This window comes from Frondihabitans sp. VKM Ac-2883 (genome assembly GCF_015350875.1).
Taxonomy (GTDB): domain Bacteria; phylum Actinomycetota; class Actinomycetes; order Actinomycetales; family Microbacteriaceae; genus Frondihabitans.
The window spans coordinates 345405-361421 of sequence record NZ_JADKSF010000001.1 but is presented as its reverse complement, the minus strand read 5'-3'; the positions used below and the strand labels follow the sequence as shown (position 1 = coordinate 361421).

General features: G+C 64.3%; 25 protein-coding genes. All 25 read left to right on the top strand.

From position 1 onward, the window contains the following. The first annotated feature begins 42 nt into the window (after positions 1 to 42). The 25 genes from fusA (at position 43) to rplO (ending at position 15979) form a co-directional block, all read left to right on the top strand. Positions 43 to 2157 (top strand): elongation factor G, encoded by a 2115-nt coding sequence (gene fusA, locus ITJ49_RS01890; RefSeq protein WP_055964947.1) that lies wholly within the window; start codon positions 43 to 45, stop codon positions 2155 to 2157. A 161-nt stretch (positions 2158 to 2318) separates the two neighbouring features. Then, positions 2319 to 3509 (top strand): elongation factor Tu, encoded by a 1191-nt coding sequence (gene tuf, locus ITJ49_RS01885; protein ID WP_055964949.1) that lies wholly within the window; start codon positions 2319 to 2321, stop codon positions 3507 to 3509. A gap of 200 nt (positions 3510 to 3709) precedes the next feature. Further along, positions 3710 to 3928: an Rv0909 family putative TA system antitoxin gene (locus ITJ49_RS01880; protein WP_194600703.1), complete on the top strand. Its 219-nt coding sequence runs from the start codon at positions 3710 to 3712 to the stop codon at positions 3926 to 3928. 102 nt (positions 3929 to 4030) lie between these two features. Continuing rightward, complete coding sequence (locus tag ITJ49_RS01875) at positions 4031 to 5005, top strand: DNA topoisomerase IB (protein ID WP_194600699.1); 975 nt, start codon at positions 4031 to 4033, stop codon at positions 5003 to 5005. Between the two features lie 67 nt (positions 5006 to 5072). Next, positions 5073 to 5879: a DarT ssDNA thymidine ADP-ribosyltransferase family protein gene (locus ITJ49_RS01870; RefSeq protein WP_194600696.1), complete on the top strand. Its 807-nt coding sequence runs from the start codon at positions 5073 to 5075 to the stop codon at positions 5877 to 5879. Positions 5880 to 6335: 456 nt separating this feature from the next. Next, on the top strand, positions 6336 to 6644 hold the full coding sequence (gene rpsJ, locus ITJ49_RS01865) for a 30S ribosomal protein S10 (RefSeq protein ID WP_055964962.1): 309 nt from the start codon (positions 6336 to 6338) through the stop codon (positions 6642 to 6644). A gap of 14 nt (positions 6645 to 6658) precedes the next feature. Then, a complete protein-coding gene (gene rplC, locus ITJ49_RS01860) occupies positions 6659 to 7312 on the top strand; it encodes a 50S ribosomal protein L3 (protein ID WP_055964965.1) in 654 nt (217 codons plus the stop codon). 3 nt (positions 7313 to 7315) lie between these two features. Beyond that, complete coding sequence (gene rplD, locus ITJ49_RS01855; RefSeq protein WP_194600693.1) at positions 7316 to 7975, top strand: 50S ribosomal protein L4; 660 nt, start codon at positions 7316 to 7318, stop codon at positions 7973 to 7975. Next, positions 7972 to 8271, top strand: coding sequence for a 50S ribosomal protein L23 (gene rplW, locus ITJ49_RS01850; RefSeq protein WP_055964972.1), 300 nt, complete (start codon positions 7972 to 7974; stop codon positions 8269 to 8271). Before rplD ends, rplW begins: the two co-directional genes overlap by 4 nt. An 18-nt stretch (positions 8272 to 8289) precedes the next feature. Beyond that, positions 8290 to 9129, top strand: coding sequence for a 50S ribosomal protein L2 (gene rplB / locus ITJ49_RS01845; protein ID WP_055964975.1), 840 nt, complete (start codon positions 8290 to 8292; stop codon positions 9127 to 9129). A 12-nt stretch (positions 9130 to 9141) separates the two neighbouring features. Beyond that, the gene (rpsS, locus tag ITJ49_RS01840; RefSeq protein WP_055964978.1) at positions 9142 to 9423 is read left to right on the top strand and encodes a 30S ribosomal protein S19; all 282 of its coding nucleotides are present in this window, start codon (positions 9142 to 9144) and stop codon (positions 9421 to 9423) included. A gap of 25 nt (positions 9424 to 9448) precedes the next feature. Continuing rightward, positions 9449 to 9841 carry a 50S ribosomal protein L22 gene (gene rplV, locus ITJ49_RS01835; protein WP_055964981.1) on the top strand — a complete coding sequence of 131 codons (393 nt, stop codon included), beginning with the start codon at positions 9449 to 9451 and terminating at the stop codon, positions 9839 to 9841. Then, positions 9841 to 10632, top strand: a complete 792-nt coding sequence (gene rpsC, locus ITJ49_RS01830; RefSeq protein WP_055964984.1) for a 30S ribosomal protein S3 — start codon at positions 9841 to 9843, stop codon at positions 10630 to 10632. Before rplV ends, rpsC begins: the two co-directional genes overlap by 1 nt. Before the next feature lie 2 nt (positions 10633 to 10634). After that, positions 10635 to 11054 (top strand): 50S ribosomal protein L16, encoded by a 420-nt coding sequence (rplP, locus tag ITJ49_RS01825; RefSeq protein WP_055964987.1) that lies wholly within the window; start codon positions 10635 to 10637, stop codon positions 11052 to 11054. Next, positions 11054 to 11389 (top strand): 50S ribosomal protein L29, encoded by a 336-nt coding sequence (gene rpmC, locus ITJ49_RS17940; RefSeq protein ID WP_055964990.1) that lies wholly within the window; start codon positions 11054 to 11056, stop codon positions 11387 to 11389. The genes rplP and rpmC overlap by 1 nt, the downstream gene beginning before the upstream one ends. Continuing rightward, complete coding sequence (gene rpsQ / locus ITJ49_RS01815) at positions 11389 to 11700, top strand: 30S ribosomal protein S17 (RefSeq protein ID WP_194600689.1); 312 nt, start codon at positions 11389 to 11391, stop codon at positions 11698 to 11700. Before rpmC ends, rpsQ begins: the two co-directional genes overlap by 1 nt. Before the next feature lie 28 nt (positions 11701 to 11728). Then, positions 11729 to 12097 (top strand): 50S ribosomal protein L14, encoded by a 369-nt coding sequence (rplN, locus tag ITJ49_RS01810; protein WP_055964996.1) that lies wholly within the window; start codon positions 11729 to 11731, stop codon positions 12095 to 12097. 3 nt (positions 12098 to 12100) lie between these two features. Then, the gene (gene rplX, locus ITJ49_RS01805) at positions 12101 to 12460 is read left to right on the top strand and encodes a 50S ribosomal protein L24 (RefSeq protein WP_055964999.1); all 360 of its coding nucleotides are present in this window, start codon (positions 12101 to 12103) and stop codon (positions 12458 to 12460) included. Further along, the gene (gene rplE, locus ITJ49_RS01800) at positions 12460 to 13053 is read left to right on the top strand and encodes a 50S ribosomal protein L5 (protein ID WP_055965002.1); all 594 of its coding nucleotides are present in this window, start codon (positions 12460 to 12462) and stop codon (positions 13051 to 13053) included. The genes rplX and rplE overlap by 1 nt, the downstream gene beginning before the upstream one ends. Positions 13054 to 13193: 140 nt before the next feature. After that, the gene (gene rpsH, locus ITJ49_RS01795; protein ID WP_055965006.1) at positions 13194 to 13592 is read left to right on the top strand and encodes a 30S ribosomal protein S8; all 399 of its coding nucleotides are present in this window, start codon (positions 13194 to 13196) and stop codon (positions 13590 to 13592) included. A 6-nt stretch (positions 13593 to 13598) separates the two neighbouring features. Further along, positions 13599 to 14135, top strand: coding sequence for a 50S ribosomal protein L6 (rplF, locus tag ITJ49_RS01790; protein WP_055965008.1), 537 nt, complete (start codon positions 13599 to 13601; stop codon positions 14133 to 14135). A gap of 2 nt (positions 14136 to 14137) precedes the next feature. Then, positions 14138 to 14509 (top strand): 50S ribosomal protein L18, encoded by a 372-nt coding sequence (gene rplR / locus ITJ49_RS01785; RefSeq protein ID WP_055965011.1) that lies wholly within the window; start codon positions 14138 to 14140, stop codon positions 14507 to 14509. Then, on the top strand, positions 14506 to 15228 hold the full coding sequence (rpsE, locus tag ITJ49_RS01780) for a 30S ribosomal protein S5 (protein WP_084816339.1): 723 nt from the start codon (positions 14506 to 14508) through the stop codon (positions 15226 to 15228). The genes rplR and rpsE overlap by 4 nt, the downstream gene beginning before the upstream one ends. Continuing rightward, on the top strand, positions 15228 to 15410 hold the full coding sequence (rpmD, locus tag ITJ49_RS01775; protein WP_194600685.1) for a 50S ribosomal protein L30: 183 nt from the start codon (positions 15228 to 15230) through the stop codon (positions 15408 to 15410). The genes rpsE and rpmD overlap by 1 nt, the downstream gene beginning before the upstream one ends. Beyond that, complete coding sequence (gene rplO, locus ITJ49_RS01770; RefSeq protein WP_194600680.1) at positions 15410 to 15979, top strand: 50S ribosomal protein L15; 570 nt, start codon at positions 15410 to 15412, stop codon at positions 15977 to 15979. The genes rpmD and rplO overlap by 1 nt, the downstream gene beginning before the upstream one ends. Positions 15980 to 16017 lie beyond the last annotated feature (38 nt).

Sequence of the window (16017 nt, the reverse complement as noted above, 5' to 3'; positions counted from 1 at the left end):
CCGCAGTAACCACACTCTCTAACCCCCCAATCGGAGGAACCCGTGGCACAGGACGTGCTCACCGACCTGAACAAGGTCCGCAACATCGGCATCATGGCGCACATCGATGCCGGCAAGACGACGACCACCGAGCGCATCCTGTTCTACACGGGCATCACCCACAAGATCGGCGAAGTCCACGACGGCGCTGCGACGATGGACTGGATGGCTCAGGAGCAGGAGCGTGGCATCACGATCACGTCGGCTGCTACGACGTGCTTCTGGAACAAAAACCAGATCAACATCATCGACACCCCGGGTCACGTCGACTTCACGGTCGAGGTGGAGCGTTCACTCCGCGTCCTCGACGGTGCCGTCGCCGTATTCGACGGCAAGGAGGGCGTCGAGCCCCAGTCCGAGACCGTCTGGCGTCAGGCTGACAAGTACGACGTGCCGCGCATCTGCTTCGTCAACAAGATGGACAAGCTCGGTGCCGACTTCTACTTCACCGTCGACACGATCATCAACCGCCTCGGCGCCAAGCCCTTGGTCATGCAGCTCCCGATCGGTGCGGAGTCCTCGTTCGAGGGCGTCGTCGACCTGGTCGAGATGCGCGCACTGACCTGGCGCGGCGACGCCAAGGGTGACGTCGAGATGGGCGCGAAGTACGAGATCGAGCCCATCCCGGAAGACCTCAAAGAGAAGGCCGACGAGTACCGCGCGAAGCTGCTCGAGACCGTCGCCGAGTCCGACGACGCTCTCCTCGAGAAGTACTTCGCCGGCGAAGAGCTGACGGTCGACGAGATCAAGGGTGCGGTCCGCAAGATGACCGTCAACTCCGAGCTCTACCCGATCTTCTGTGGTTCCGCGTTCAAGAACCGCGGAGTCCAGCCGATGCTCGATGCCGTCATCGACTACCTGCCTTCGCCGCTCGACGTGCCTCCCATGGAGGGCCACGACGTCCGCGACGCCGAGAAGATCATCATCCGCAAGCCCGAGTCGTCGGAGCCGTTCTCGGCTCTCGCCTTCAAGGTCGCGGTGCACCCCTTCTTCGGTCGTCTCACCTACGTCCGCGTCTACTCGGGTTCCATCGAGTCCGGCGCCCAGGTGATCAACTCGACGAAAGACAAGAAGGAGCGCATCGGCAAGATCTTCCAGATGCACTCCAACAAGGAGAACCCCGTCGATGGCGTGACCGCTGGTCACATCTACGCTGTCATCGGTCTCAAATTCACGACCACGGGTGACACCCTGTGCGACCCGAGCGAGCAGATCGTCCTCGAGTCGATGACCTTCCCTGAGCCCGTCATCGAGGTTGCTATCGAGCCGAAGACGAAGCAAGACCAGGAGAAGCTCTCCATCGCCATCCAGAAGCTCGCCGAAGAAGACCCGACGTTCCGCGTCGAGCTCAACGCCGAGACTGGTCAGACGGTCATCAAGGGAATGGGCGAGCTTCACCTCGACATCCTGGTCGACCGCATGAAGCGCGAGTTCAACGTCGAGGCGAACGTGGGCAAGCCCCAGGTCGCGTACCGCGAGACGCTCAAAAAGGGCATCGAGCGCTACGACTACACCCATAAGAAGCAGACGGGTGGTTCGGGTCAGTTCGCTAAGGTCCAGATCGCTCTCGAGCCCTTCGAGGTCACGGCCGAGTCGACGTATGAATTCGTCAACAAGGTCACCGGTGGTCGCGTTCCGCGCGAGTACATCGGTTCGGTCGACGCCGGCATCCAGGACGCCATGCAGGTCGGTGTCCTCGCCGGTTACCCCACCGTGGGTGTTCGTGCGCTGCTCCTCGACGGTGCTGCTCACGATGTCGACTCGTCTGAAATGGCGTTCAAGATTGCCGGATCGATCGCGTACAAGGAGGCTGCACGCAAGTCCAGCCCCGTGCTGCTCGAGCCGATCATGGCCGTCGAGGTACGTACGCCCGAGGAGTACATGGGCGACGTCATCGGCGACCTCAACTCTCGTCGTGGCCAGATCGCCTCGATGGAAGACGCCAGTGGTGTGAAGGTCGTTCGGGCCAGCGTTCCGCTGTCGGAGATGTTCGGTTACGTCGGTGACCTGCGGTCGAAGACCTCGGGTCGTGCCGTCTACTCGATGACGTTCGAGTCGTACGCGGAGGTCCCCCGGGCTGTCGCCGACGAGATCATCGCGAAGAACAAGGGCGAGTAGCCCACCCCAGGGTGGTGCGTTCTCCACAGAGCGCACCGCCCGAAATGCGGGGTCGAGCCTCGACCGCGTAGCATGTGAATACACCAAAGCGCAGTTCCCCGGAGACGGGCCTTCACGGGCCCGGCCGGGCACCTGCTCCCGAGTCCTGAGGAGGACCCACAGTGGCGAAGGCCAAGTTCGAGCGGACCAAGCCGCACGTAAACATCGGAACCATCGGTCACGTTGACCACGGCAAGACGACGCTCACCGCGGCGATCACCAAGGTTCTGCACGACAAGTACCCCGACCTCAACACGGCGTCCGCGTTCGACCAGATCGACAACGCGCCCGAAGAGAAGGCTCGTGGTATCACGATCAACATCTCGCACGTCGAGTACCAGACTGAGAAGCGTCACTACGCTCACGTCGACGCTCCCGGCCACGCCGACTACGTGAAGAACATGATCACCGGTGCGGCTCAGATGGACGGCGCGATCCTCGTGGTTGCCGCTACCGACGGCCCCATGCCCCAGACGCGTGAGCACGTGCTGCTCGCTCGCCAGGTCGGCGTGCCCTACATCGTCGTCGCGCTGAACAAGTCCGACATGGTCGATGACGAAGAGATCCTGGAGCTCGTCGAGCTCGAGGTTCGCGAGCTGCTCTCCAGCCAGGACTTCGATGGCGACAACGCCCCCGTCGTTCAGGTCTCGGCGCTTCAGGCGCTCGAGGGCGACGAGAAGTGGGCCAAGTCGGTTGCCGACCTCATGGAGGCCGTGGACGAGAACGTCCCCGACCCCATCCGTGCACTCGACCAGCCCTTCCTCATGCCCATCGAGGACGTCTTCACGATCACCGGTCGTGGCACCGTCGTCACCGGTCGTGTCGAGCGCGGTCAGCTCAACGTCAACGAGGAGATCGAGATCGTGGGCATCCGTCCGACGACCAAGACCACCGTCACCGGCATCGAGATGTTCCGCAAGCTGCTCGACCAGGCTGTGGCCGGCGACAACACCGGTCTTCTTCTTCGCGGCACCAAGCGCGAAGACGTCGAGCGCGGCCAGGTCATCGTCAAGCCCGGTTCGGTTACGCCGCACACCGGTTTCGACGCGAACGTCTACATCCTCTCGAAGGATGAGGGCGGCCGTCACAACCCGTTCTACGCGAACTACCGTCCCCAGTTCTACTTCCGCACCACCGACGTCACCGGCGTCATCACGCTGCCCGAGGGCACCGAGATGGTCATGCCCGGCGACACGACTGAGATCAGCGTTGAGCTGATCCAGCCGATCGCCATGGAGGAGGGCCTCCGCTTCGCTATCCGCGAGGGTGGCCGTACCGTCGGCGCCGGCACCGTCACGAAGATCAACAAGTAGTCCTTCCGACTTCTTCGAAATTCTCTGACGCGTCGTAGATACGCATCACCCTGAGCGGGTCGGGCCTTCGGGTCCGACCCGCTTTGGCGTACCCGGACCATCGCCTGAGAGAAGAGTTGTCGGCCTAGACCCGCGCGTCGGGTCGGTGCAGGATTGTCGGCACGGGTCGGAGGTGCCGACCGGTTCAGGGAGGAACGCATATGGCTGGGTTCGACGACGTCACCAAGAAGGCGCGGGAGTTTCTGAAAGACAACAAGGTCACCGACGCCCTCAAGAGCGACAAGGCGGAGGGCATCAGCGACAGCATCCTGGATGCCGTGGCCAGTGCAGCCGACAAGGCCACAGGCGGTAAGCACCACGACAAGATCCAGGAAGCGCGCGACGCGGCCGACAAGAAGATCGGCAACGACGGCGCATAGCCGCTAAAGGCCTCCGACGATGTCCGTCGGAGGCCTTCGTCGTTCGCTCGGGTGTCGTGCTCCTGCAGCTGTTCTCCGGCGCGGGGGAGTTGACTCGTCGGCATGCCTCGACTGCGCCGAACCGACTCCTCCCGACCGGGTGTCACCCGGGTCAAGGCCGGCCGCGGGTTCACGTACCGTGACGATGCGGGCGTGACCGTCTCGGATCCTGAATTGCGTGCTCGGTTTGAATCCCTCGCCATTCCGCCCGCGTGGAAAGACGTGTGGATCGCGCCCTACCCCAACGGGCACATCCAAGCGACCGGTATCGACGGTGTCGGTCGGCGCCAGTACATCTACCACCCCACCTGGCGCGAGCAGAAAGACCGGATCAAGTTTGACCGGGCCCTCTCTCTCGCCGAGGCGCTTCCGACCGCGCGGCGGTTCGTCACACTCGACCTCCGGCGAGACGAGCCGGATCGCCTCCGGGCTCTGGCGGCGGCATTCCGCATGCTCGACACGGGCTCGCTGCGCGTCGGCTCTGAGCAGTACGCGACCGCCCACGGCAGCCACGGGCTGTCCACCCTGCTCTGCTCGCACGCGACAGTCAGCGGCGACAGCATCCGGCTGGCCTTTCCGGCGAAGAGCGGTCAGGAGTGGGAGAGCGAAATCGAGGATCCCGAGCTCGCCGCGATCATCCGCGGACTCAAGTCTCGGGGTGGGCGTGCTCGGCTCCTCGCCTACCGGCCCGAGCAAGGCGCGGCGTGGAGGCCGCTGCACGCCGTCGACATCAACGCCTACGTGCACGAGCGGACGGGCGGGGAGTTCACGGCGAAAGACTTCCGAACGCTCCACGGAACGGCTGCGGCGGCCATCAGCCTGGCGACATCCGGGCCGAAGGCTTCCGAGACCGGGCGCAAGCGCGCGGTGGCCCAGGCGATGCGCGATGCGTCGGCTGTGCTCGGCAATACGCCGTCCGTTGCCCGCGCCAGCTATGTCGACCCGCGTCTCGTCGACCTCTTCCGGCAGGGCGAGACGATCGATCCGGCCCGGGTGCATGCCGTGGAGTCGGAGCTTCGTTCGCTTCTGTACCGGTGATGCCCTCGGGTCGCGTAATCTTGAAGTTTGTGCGACTTTCGTGTTGCGCCCGAGAGGAACAACTGCTGTGACCGAATGCATCCACGGCCTCGATGCTGAGCTTTGCGACCTCTGCACGCCCCGCAAGCGAGAAGAGCCGGTGGTTGCGCCCGTCGCTCGGCCGGCGGCTGCACGACGCGCCCCCGTCGGTGGCTCGGCGATCCGGATGCCGGCAGTCGTCCGTGCTCCGGGTGCCAAGCGCGCCACCCCCGCGGCGGCAGCTCTCCCCGACATCGACCTCGCCACGATGCGTGTCCACCACTGGACCCACCTGTCGAACCTCGCCGACATCTTCTCCGACGGCCGCCTTCGAGCCGACGCCGTCCCCGAGCTCGACGTCGCGTCGCCCGAGGCGCGCGAGCGGCGTGCCGCTGCGGCTCTCCCGACCGGTTCCACTGTCGCAAGTCACGTGCCGTTCGCCCTCTCGCCCGACGCGGCCACCTGGAACGAGGTGCGCAGCGGCGCCGAAGGATCCCGGTGGTCACCTGCAGCACGAGCCACCCGTCCCACCGACTTCGTCGTGCTCGTGGCTCCCGTAGCGGCCCTCCCCGACGACTTCGTGCTCGCCGACGGCGACCCTGCCGGGCCGCTCGCGCGTTTCGGGGTCGGCCAGGCCGAGGCGGCTACGCTTGCGCGTCGCGCCTCGATCGCTGATCCCGATTTGCTCGAGGTCGAGATCCTGGTGCCGGACTCCTTCGATCTCTCCTTGGTCACCCTCATCGGAGTGCCGAACGATCGCACCCGCGACGAGGTCAAGAGCCTGCTCCGCGATGTAGAGGGGCGGGCGCCGCGAGTCGCCGTCTACCCGCCGTGGTTTCGCCCCTCCGAGGCGTAATAGCTCGACACGAGCTGAGTCGCAACAATTCCGACACGCCCGGGTTGCAGCAAATGCCGGGCTGTGGCAAGCTTGTCTGGTTCAACACTTCGGCCGCTGCGTGCGGTTCGAATCACTGCCAGGCAGTGCACAGTCGTATCGACTGGGCCGCGGGTAGCAGGACACCTCTTCAATCGAAACCCGAGAGATGACCTCCCCACGGCGGCCATCACGCTGAATCGGCTACGAAATCAGCGGAGCGGTTACGAGCGCAGGCCTTTGGCATGCGGTCGAAGACGGATTGACACATCAACAGTGGTGCGACGGTCATGTGTGCAGGCAACTGCGGCATCCGGAGTGACCCGAGTCTGAACAAGACCCAGCCCGAGCGGGAGTTCGCGAAAGCGATACGACCGCGAAGGCGCGTCAGGCGGCCCCGTGAAGGTGCGCGACGTTTATATCGAGAGAGAGTCACACATGGCGGGACAAAAGATCCGCATCCGGCTGAAGTCGTACGACCACGAGGTCATCGACACGTCAGCTCGCAAGATCGTCGACACGGTGACCCGTGCCGGCGCGACCGTGGTCGGCCCCGTGCCGCTTCCCACGGAGAAGAACGTGATCGCAGTCATCCGTTCGCCCCACAAGTACAAAGACTCGCGCGAGCACTTCGAGAAGCGCACGCACAAGCGTCTCATCGACATCATCGACCCGACGCCGAAGGCCGTCGACTCGCTCATGCGTCTCGACCTCCCCGCCGACGTCAACATCGAGATCAAGCTGTAGGGGGCGACGAACTAATGGCTATCACCACCAAGAACGTCAAGGGTCTCCTCGGCAAGAAGCTCGGCATGACCCAGGTCTGGGACGCCGACAACAAGCTGATCCCCGTCACCGTCGTCGAGATCTCGCCGAACGTCGTGACTCAGATCCGCACCGAAGAGGTCGACGGCTACGTCGCCGTCCAGATCGCTGCCGGAGCAATCGACCCGCGCAAGGCCAACAAGCCCCGCACCGGTCACTTCGACAAGGCGGGCGTCACGCCTCGCCGCACCCTCACCGAGGTTCGCACCGCCGACGCCGCCGAGTACGCACTCGGCCAGGAGCTCGCGGTCGATTCCTTCGAGGCCGGCCAGAAGGTCGACGTCGTCGGCACTTCCAAGGGCAAGGGCTTCGCCGGTGTCATGAAGCGTCACAACTTCAAGGGTGTCTCGGCATCCCACGGTTCGCACCGTAACCACCGCAAGCCCGGTTCGATCGGTGCTTCGTCGACCCCCAGCCGTGTCTTCAAGGGCATGCGCATGGCCGGTCGTATGGGTGGGGAGCGCGTCACCGTCCTCAACCTCACGGTTCACGCCGTCGACGTCGAGAAGGGTCTGCTGCTCGTCAAGGGCGCCGTCCCCGGCGCTCGTGGCCGCACCGTCTTCGTCCGCACCGCCGTGAAGGGGAACTAGCGCATGGCTACCACCACTGCTTCCACCGCCGTCGATGTCCTCGACGCCAAGGGCGCCAAGTCCGGCTCCGTCGACCTCCCCGCCGAGATCTTCGATGTCGTCGCAAACGTCCCGCTGATCCACCAGGTCGTCGTCGCGCAGCTCGCTGCCGCACGCCAGGGCACGCACAAGGTCAAGGGCCGCGGCGAGGTCTCCGGTGCCGGCCGCAAGCCGTTCAAGCAGAAGGGAACGGGTCGCGCTCGCCAGGGCTCCATCCGCGCTCCTCAGATGACCGGCGGTGGCATCGTCCACGGCCCGACGCCCCGCAACTACTCGCAGCGCACCCCCAAGAAGATGATCGCCGCAGCTCTGCTCGGTGCTCTCTCCGACCGCGCTCGCGGCGCCCGCGTCCACGTCGTCGAGTCCTTCGTGGCCGACGTCGTCTCGACCAAGACCGCTCTCGAGCTGCTCGCGAGCATCTCCACGAGCAAGCACGTCCTGGTCGTCATCGAGCGCGATGACCTGCTGACGCAGAAGAGCGTCCGCAACGTCGACGAGGTCCACGTCATCTCGTGGGACCAGCTCAACGCCTACGACGTCCTCGTCTCCGACGACATCGTCTTCACCAAGAGCGCTTTCGAGGCCTTCGTGGCCAAGAAGACCAACAAGGAGGCCACCGCATGAGCGGCATCCACAAAGACCCCCGCGACGTCGTGATCTCGCCGGTCGTCTCCGAGAAGTCGTACTCCCTGATTGATCAGGGCAAGTACACCTTCCTGGTCGACCCGCGCTCGAACAAGACCGAGATCAAGCTCGCCATCGAGAAGATCTTCGACGTCAAGGTCGACAGCATCAACACGCTGAACCGTCCGGGTAAGACGCGTCGTACCAAGTTCGGGATCGGCAAGCGCAAGAGCACCAAGCGCGCCATCGTGACACTCAAGTCGGGCTCCATCGACATCTTCACGGCTGTCGGCTAGGGCGCGGAGGGATAAATAATGGCTATTCGCAAATACAAGCCCACGACTCCGGGTCGCCGCGGTTCATCCGTCGCCGACTTCGCTGAGATCACGCGCTCGACTCCTGAGAAGTCGCTGCTTCGTCCCCTGTCGAAGACCGGTGGCCGTAACAACGCCGGCCGCATCACGACCCGTCACATCGGTGGTGGCCACAAGCGCCAGTACCGCGTCATCGACTTCCGTCGCAACGACAAAGACGGCGTGAACGCCAAGGTCGCTCACATCGAGTACGACCCCAACCGCACGGCGCGCATCGCGCTGCTCCACTTCGTGGACGGCACCAAGCGCTACATCATCGCTCCGAACAAGCTGTCGCAGGGCGACATCGTCGAGTCGGGCGCTGGCGCGGACATCAAGCCGGGTAACAACCTTCCGCTGAAGAACATCCCGGTTGGTACCGTCATCCACGCGATCGAGCTCAAGCCCGGTGGCGGTGCCAAGATGGCCCGCTCCGCCGGTGCCTCGGTTCGTCTCGTCGCCAAAGACGGCCCCTACGCACAGCTGCGTCTCCCCTCGGGCGAGGTCCGCAACGTTGACGCGCGCTGCCGCGCCACGATCGGCGAGGTCGGCAACGCCGAGCAGTCGAACATCAACTGGGGAAAGGCCGGCCGTATGCGCTGGAAGGGCGTTCGCCCGACCGTGCGTGGTGTCGCCATGAACCCCGTCGACCACCCGCACGGTGGTGGTGAGGGCAAGACCTCTGGTGGACGCCACCCGGTCTCGCCGTGGGGCCAGAAAGAGGGCCGCACTCGTCACCCCAAGCTCGAGAGCGACAAGCTCATCGTCCGCCGCCGCAACGCTGGCAACAAGCGCAAGTAGGAGTTGTAGAAGATGCCACGCAGTCTGAAGAAGGGCCCCTTCGTCGACGACCACCTGCTCCGCAAGGTTGTTGTTCAGAACGAAGCCAACACGAAGAACGTGATCCGTACCTGGTCGCGTCGCTCGATGATCATCCCGAACATGCTCGGCCACACCATCGCCGTGCATGACGGACGCAAGCACATCCCCGTTTTCGTGACCGAATCCATGATCGGCCACAAGCTCGGCGAGTTCGCGCCCACCCGCACCTTCCGCGGCCATGTGAAGGACGACAAGAAGGGTCGTCGTCGCTAACGCGGCGGCGAGAAGGAGGAGAGAAATGGTGGAGTCGATCGCACGCGTGCGTCACATCCGCGTCACCCCCATGAAGGCCCGTCGCGTTGTCAACCTGATCCGCGGCAAGCAGGCCCTCGAGGCCCTGGCCATTCTGAAGTTCGCGCCGCAGGGCGCATCGGAGCCGGTCTACAAGCTCGTCGCGTCGGCTATGGCCAACGCCCGAGTGAAGGCCGACGCTCAGAACAGCTACCTCAACGACGAAGACCTCTACATCTCGAGTGCCTACGTCGACGAGGGAGCAACCCTCAAGCGGTTCCAGCCTCGTGCTCAGGGCCGTGCGTTCCAGATCCTGAAGCGCACCAGCCACATCACGGTCGTCCTCGCGACGCCCGAAGAGGCCGAAGCGGCCACGACGTCGAAGAAGGCGAGCAAGTAATGGGCCAGAAAGTAAACCCGTACGGCTTCCGTCTCGGAATCACCACCGACCACGTGTCGCGTTGGTTCTCCGACAGCACGAAGGCCGGCCAGCGCTACAGCGACTACGTCGCTGAAGACATCAAGATCCGCAACCTGCTCAAGACCTCCCTCGACCGCGCTGGCGTGGCCAAGATCGAGATCGAGCGCACCCGCGACCGCGTTCGCGTCGACATTCACACGGCCCGCCCGGGCATCGTGATCGGTCGTCGTGGCGCCGAGGCCGAGCGCATCCGCGCCGACCTCGAGAAGCTCACGGGCAAGCAGATCCAGCTGAACATCCTCGAGGTCAAGAACCCCGAGGCCGAAGCTCAGCTCGTCGCCCAGGGCATCGCCGAGCAGCTCAGCGCTCGCGTGGCTTTCCGCCGCGCTATGCGCAAGGGTCTGCAGGGTGCTCAGCGCGCCGGCGCCAAGGGTGTTCGCATCCAGGTCTCGGGCCGTCTCGGCGGCGCTGAGATGAGCCGCTCGGAGTTCTACCGCGAGGGCCGCGTGCCCCTGCACACGCTCCGCGCCAACATCGACTACGGCTTCTACGAAGCCAAGACCACGTTCGGTCGTATCGGTGTCAAGGTCTGGATCTACAAGGGCGACATCACCAACAAAGAGCTCGCGCGTGAGCAGGCGAACCAGAAGTCGTCGCGCCCCGAGCGTCGTAACGACCGTGGTGGCGACCGCGACCGTGGATCCCGTGGTGGCAACACCCGTGCTCCGCAGACGCAGGACGCCCCGGTCACCGCAGGAGCTGAGGCATAACCATGTTGATTCCCCGTCGTGTCAAGCACCGCAAGCAGCACCACCCCGGCCGTAGTGGCCAGGCGACCGGTGGTACTCGCGTGAGCTTCGGTGAGTACGGCATTCAGGCTCTCACGCCTGCCTACGTCACCAACCGTCAGATCGAGTCCGCTCGTATCGCCATGACCCGTCACATCAAGCGTGGTGGAAAGGTGTGGATCAACATCTACCCCGACCGCCCGCTGACCAAGAAGCCGGCCGAAACCCGCATGGGTTCCGGTAAGGGTTCGCCCGAGTGGTGGGTCGCAAACGTCAAGCCGGGTCGCGTGCTCTTCGAGCTCAGCGGCGTCAGCGAGGAAGTCGCCAAAGAGGCGCTCACTCGTGCAATTCACAAGCTGCCCCTGAAGGCACGCATCATTAAGCGCGAGGAGGGCGACGCATAATGGCGATCGGATCCAAGGAGCTCGCTCCGACCGAGCTCGACACATTCGAAGACGAGCGTCTTGTCGACGAGCTCAAGAAGGCCAAGGAAGAGCTCTTCAACCTGCGCTTCCAGTCGGCTACCGGCCAGCTCGAGAACCACGGCCGCGTTCGTGCCGTCAAGCGCGACATCGCTCGTATCTACACGGTGCTCCGTGAGCGCGAGCTCGGCATTCGTGCCACCCCCGCCCCGGCCGCGGCTGCCCCCAAGGCTGCTGCCAAGAAGTCGACGAAGAAGGCCGCTGCAAAGCCGGCCGACGAGACCGTCGAGGCCGCTGAGACCGAGGAGACCAAGTAATGGCTACCGAGAAGAAGGCTGCTGCGGCCTCGACAGACACTGTCGAGTCGGACACCCTCGTCCGCGGCTACCGCAAGACGCGTCGTGGCTACGTCACGAGCGACAAGATGGAGAGGACCATCGTCGTCGAGGTCGAAGACCGCGTGAAGCACCCCCTGTACGGCAAGGTCATCCGCCGTACCTCCAAGGTCAAGGTTCACGACGAGGCCAACTCGGCCGGCGTCGGTGACCTGGTCGTCATCAGCGAGACCCGTCCGCTCAGCGCCTCCAAGCGCTGGCGCCTGGTCGAGATCCTCGAGAAGGCGAAGTAGGCCTCGGCCTGCTCGATAGGAGACAGAAGTGATTCAGCAGGAATCCCGCCTCAAGGTCGCCGACAACACTGGCGCCAAAGAGATCCTCACCATCCGCGTTCTCGGTGGCTCGGGTCGTCGTTACGCCGGTCTCGGTGACGTCATCGTCGCCACGGTGAAGGACGCCATTCCCGGCGGCAACGTGAAGAAGGGTGACGTCGTCAAAGCCGTCATCGTTCGCACCAAGAAGGAGACCCGTCGTAACGACGGTTCCTACATCAAGTTCGACGAGAACGCCGCAGTGATCCTGAAGGCTGACGGAGACCCTCGTGGTACCCGCATCTTCGGACCGGTCGGTCGCGAGCTTCGCGACAAGAAGTTCATGAAGATCATCTCGCTGGCGCCGGAGGTTATCTAAGTCATGGCAAACATCAAGAAGGGTGACCTGGTTCAGGTCATCACCGGAGCCACGCAGGCCCGCGGCGGAGACCGCGGCAAGCAGGGCAAGGTCATCGAGGTCCTCGTGGAGAAGAACCGCGTGGTCGTGGAGGGTGTCAACTTCGTCACCAAGCACGTCCGTGTCGGTCAGACCCAGCGGGGCACCAAGACCGGCGGCATCGAGACGCACGAGGCTTCCATCCACGTGTCGAACGTCGCGCTGGTCGACCCTAAGAGCAAGAAGCCGACCCGCGTCGGCTTCCGCGAAGACAAGGTCACGAAAGACGGGGTCACCAAGACCGTCCGTGTCCGCTACGCCAAGAAGTCGGGGGAGGATCTCTGATGAGTGACACCACTACCGCGACGGTCGAGCCCAGCGCTCAGCCGCGCCTCAAGGCCAAGTACCAGGCCGAGATCCTGCCGCAGCTGAAGAGCGACTTCGGATTCACGAACGTGCACCAGGTGCCCGGTCTCGTGAAGATCGTCGTCAACACCGGTGTCGGCGAGGCAGCTCGCGACTCGAAAGTCATGGACGGCGCGGTCAAAGATCTCACGGCCATCACCGGACAGAAGCCGCTGGTCACCAAGGCCCGCAAGTCCATCGCGCAGTTCAAACTGCGTGAGGGTCAGCCGATCGGTGCTCACGTCACGCTTCGTGGCGACCGCGCCTGGGAGTTCCTCGACCGTCTGCTCTCGCTTGCGCTTCCTCGCATCCGCGACTTCCGCGGTCTGAGCGACCGCCAGTTCGACGGCAACGGCAACTACACCTTCGGTCTCAACGAGCAGAGCATGTTCCACGAGATCGATCAGGACCGCATCGACCGAGTTCGCGGCTTCGACATCACTGTCGTGACCACCGCGAAGAACGACGACGAGGGCCGGGCTCTGCTCAAGGCACTCGGCTTCCCGTTCCGCTCGGCCGACTCGGCCAACTAAGATCGTTCGGTCGGACACTTCGGTTTCGAAGTGTCCGGCCGCACTTCCGTGTCTGGAGAATCGCTCCAGGCCACCCGATCGCGTAGGTCGGCTCCCGGTGTACCGGAAGTCGAAACCGCTCGAGAAAGAGATCAATTCGCATGACGATGACAGATCCGGTCGCAGACCTGCTGACCAGACTGCGCAACGCGAACTCGGCATTCCACGAGACCGTGTCGCTGCCGAGCTCCAAGCTCAAGTCCCACATCGCTGAGATCCTCAAAAAAGAGGGTTTCATCGAGTCCTGGAAGGTCGAAGACGCACGCGTCGGACAGACCCTCACCATCGACCTCAAGTACGGCCCCGCACGCGAGCGCTCCATCGTGGGTATCAAGCGCGTTTCCAAGCCGGGCCTCCGCGTCTACGCAAAGTCGACCGAGATCCCTCAGGTTCTCGGCGGTCTCGGCGTGGCCATCCTGTCGACTTCCTCCGGTCTGCTGACCGACCGTGAGGCCGAGAAGAAGGGCGTGGGTGGGGAAGTCCTCGCCTACGTGTGGTAACCCGCTATGTCACGAATCGGACGCCTTCCCATTCCGATCCCCACCGGGGTCGACGTGAAGATCGACGGCCAGGCCGTCACCGTCAAGGGCCCGAAGGGCGAGCTGTCGCTCGTCGTCGCCAGCCCCATTGAAGCCAAGCTCGAAGAGGGCACCGTTTTGGTCACCCGCCCGGATGACGAGCGCTCATCGCGTTCGCTCCACGGCCTGACCCGCACTCTCATCGCGAACCAGATCACCGGCGTCACTCAGGGCTACTCCAAGGGCCTCGAGATCGTCGGTACCGGTTACCGCGTGCAGGCCAAGGGCCAGAACATCGAGTTCGCCCTCGGCTACTCGCACCCGATCACCGTCGAGCCGCCCCAGGGCATCAGCTTCACGGTCGAGGGCAACAACAAGCTCACCGTCACCGGCATCGACAAGCAGGCCGTCGGCGAAGTGGCCGCCAACATCCGCAAGCTGCGCAAGCCCGAGCCCTACAAGGGCAAGGGTGTTCGCTACGCCGGCGAGGTCGTCCGCCGCAAGGCCGGAAAGTCAGGTAAGTAATCATGGGTCTCGGAACCAGAGGTAAGAGCAAGTCGGCCGCTACGAGCCGACGCCACACTCGCCTGCGCAAGAAGATCGTGGGCACGGAAGTTCGCCCCCGTCTCGTCGTCAATCGCTCGGCCCGTCACGTATTCGTGCAGGTCGTCGACGACAGCAAGGGCTACACCGTCGCCAGCGCATCGACCCTCGAGGCCGACATGCGCACGTTCGACGGTGACAAGACGGCCAAGGCCAAGAAGGTCGGCGAGCTCGTCGCCGAGCGCGCCAAGGCTGCCGGAATCGAAGCGGTCGTCTTCGACCGTGGTGGTAACAAGTACGCCGGACGCGTGGCGGCAATCGCCGACGGCGCCCGGGAAGGTGGGTTGGACCTGTGAGCGACGCAACGAACAAGACGCCCGAGCCGACGGCCGAGGCCGTCGTCGAGCGCCCCGTGGAGACGGCTGCCGGCTCCGAGTCGAACAACCGCGAAGGTGGCAACAGTGGTCGTACCGACCGCCGTGGCGCCGGTCGCGGCGACCGGAATCAGGGTCGCGGTGGTCGTGACGACCGCGACAAGAGCCAGTTCCTCGAGCGCGTCGTCACCATCAACCGCGTCTCCAAGGTCGTCAAGGGTGGTCGTCGCTTCAGCTTCACCGCTCTCGTCGTCGTCGGTGACGGTAACGGTCTCGTCGGTGTCGGCTACGGCAAGGCCCGCGAGGTCCCCACCGCCATCTCGAAGGGTGTCGAGGAGGCGAAGAAGAACTTCTTCCGCGTCCCTCGTATCGCGAACACCATTCCGCACCCCGTCCAGGGTGAGGCTGCAGCCGGCGTCGTCCTGCTCCGCCCCGCCGCTGCGGGTACCGGTGTTATCGCCGGTGGTCCGGTTCGCGCCGTTCTGGAGTGCGCTGGCATCCACGACGTTCTGAGCAAGTCGCTCGGTTCGTCGAACACCATCAACATCGTGCACGCGACTGTCGCCGCGCTGCAGCAGCTGGAAGAGCCGCGCGCCGTCGCAGCTCGTCGTGGTCTCGACATCGACCAGGTCGCTCCCGCTCGTCTGCTTCGCATCGAGGCCGACGCTCGTGCTGCCGCAACTGAGAAGGCAGGTGCCTGATGGCTCAGCTCCGCGTGACTCAGATCAAGTCCAAAATTAGCGAGAAGCAGAACCAGCGCGACACGCTGCGCAGCTTGGGTCTCAAGCGAATCGGCCAGACGGTCGTTCGCCCTGACGACAAGCAGAACCGCGGTTACGTCGTAACGGTCGCTCACCTCGTCAAGGTCGAGGAGATTGACTAATGGCTGACACTTCGAAAGACGAAGCCACCACGAAGGCCGCAGCTCCCAAGGCTGCGACCAAGAAGCCTGCCACCAAGGCAGCAACCACTCAGGCCGCAGCGAAGTCGGGGTCTTCTGACGTCGCTCGTCCGCAGATCCTCAAGGTCCACCACCTTCGTCCGGCTCCCGGTGCCAAGAAGGCGAAGACTCGCGTGGGTCGCGGTGAGGGTTCGAAGGGTAAGACCGCTGGTCGCGGTACCAAGGGAACCAAGGCTCGCTACACGGTCCGCGTCGGCTTCGAGGGTGGGCAGATGCCTCTGCACATGCGCACCCCGAAGCTCCGCGGGTTCAAGAACCCGTTCCGCGTCGAGTACCAGGTTGTCAACCTCGACAAGCTGACCGACCTCTACCCCGCCGGTGGTGAGGTCACCGTCAGTGACCTCGTGGCCAAGGGTGCCGTTCGCAAGAACGAAAAGGTCAAGGTGCTCGGCCAGGGCGATCTCGCCGTCAAGCTGACCGTGAGTGTCGACAAGGTCTCCGGCTCAGCCGAAGAGAAGATTGTCGCCGCGGGCGGAACAGTCACCAAGTAGTACCTGAGGGGGTGGTCCGTAAGGGCCACCCCCATCAG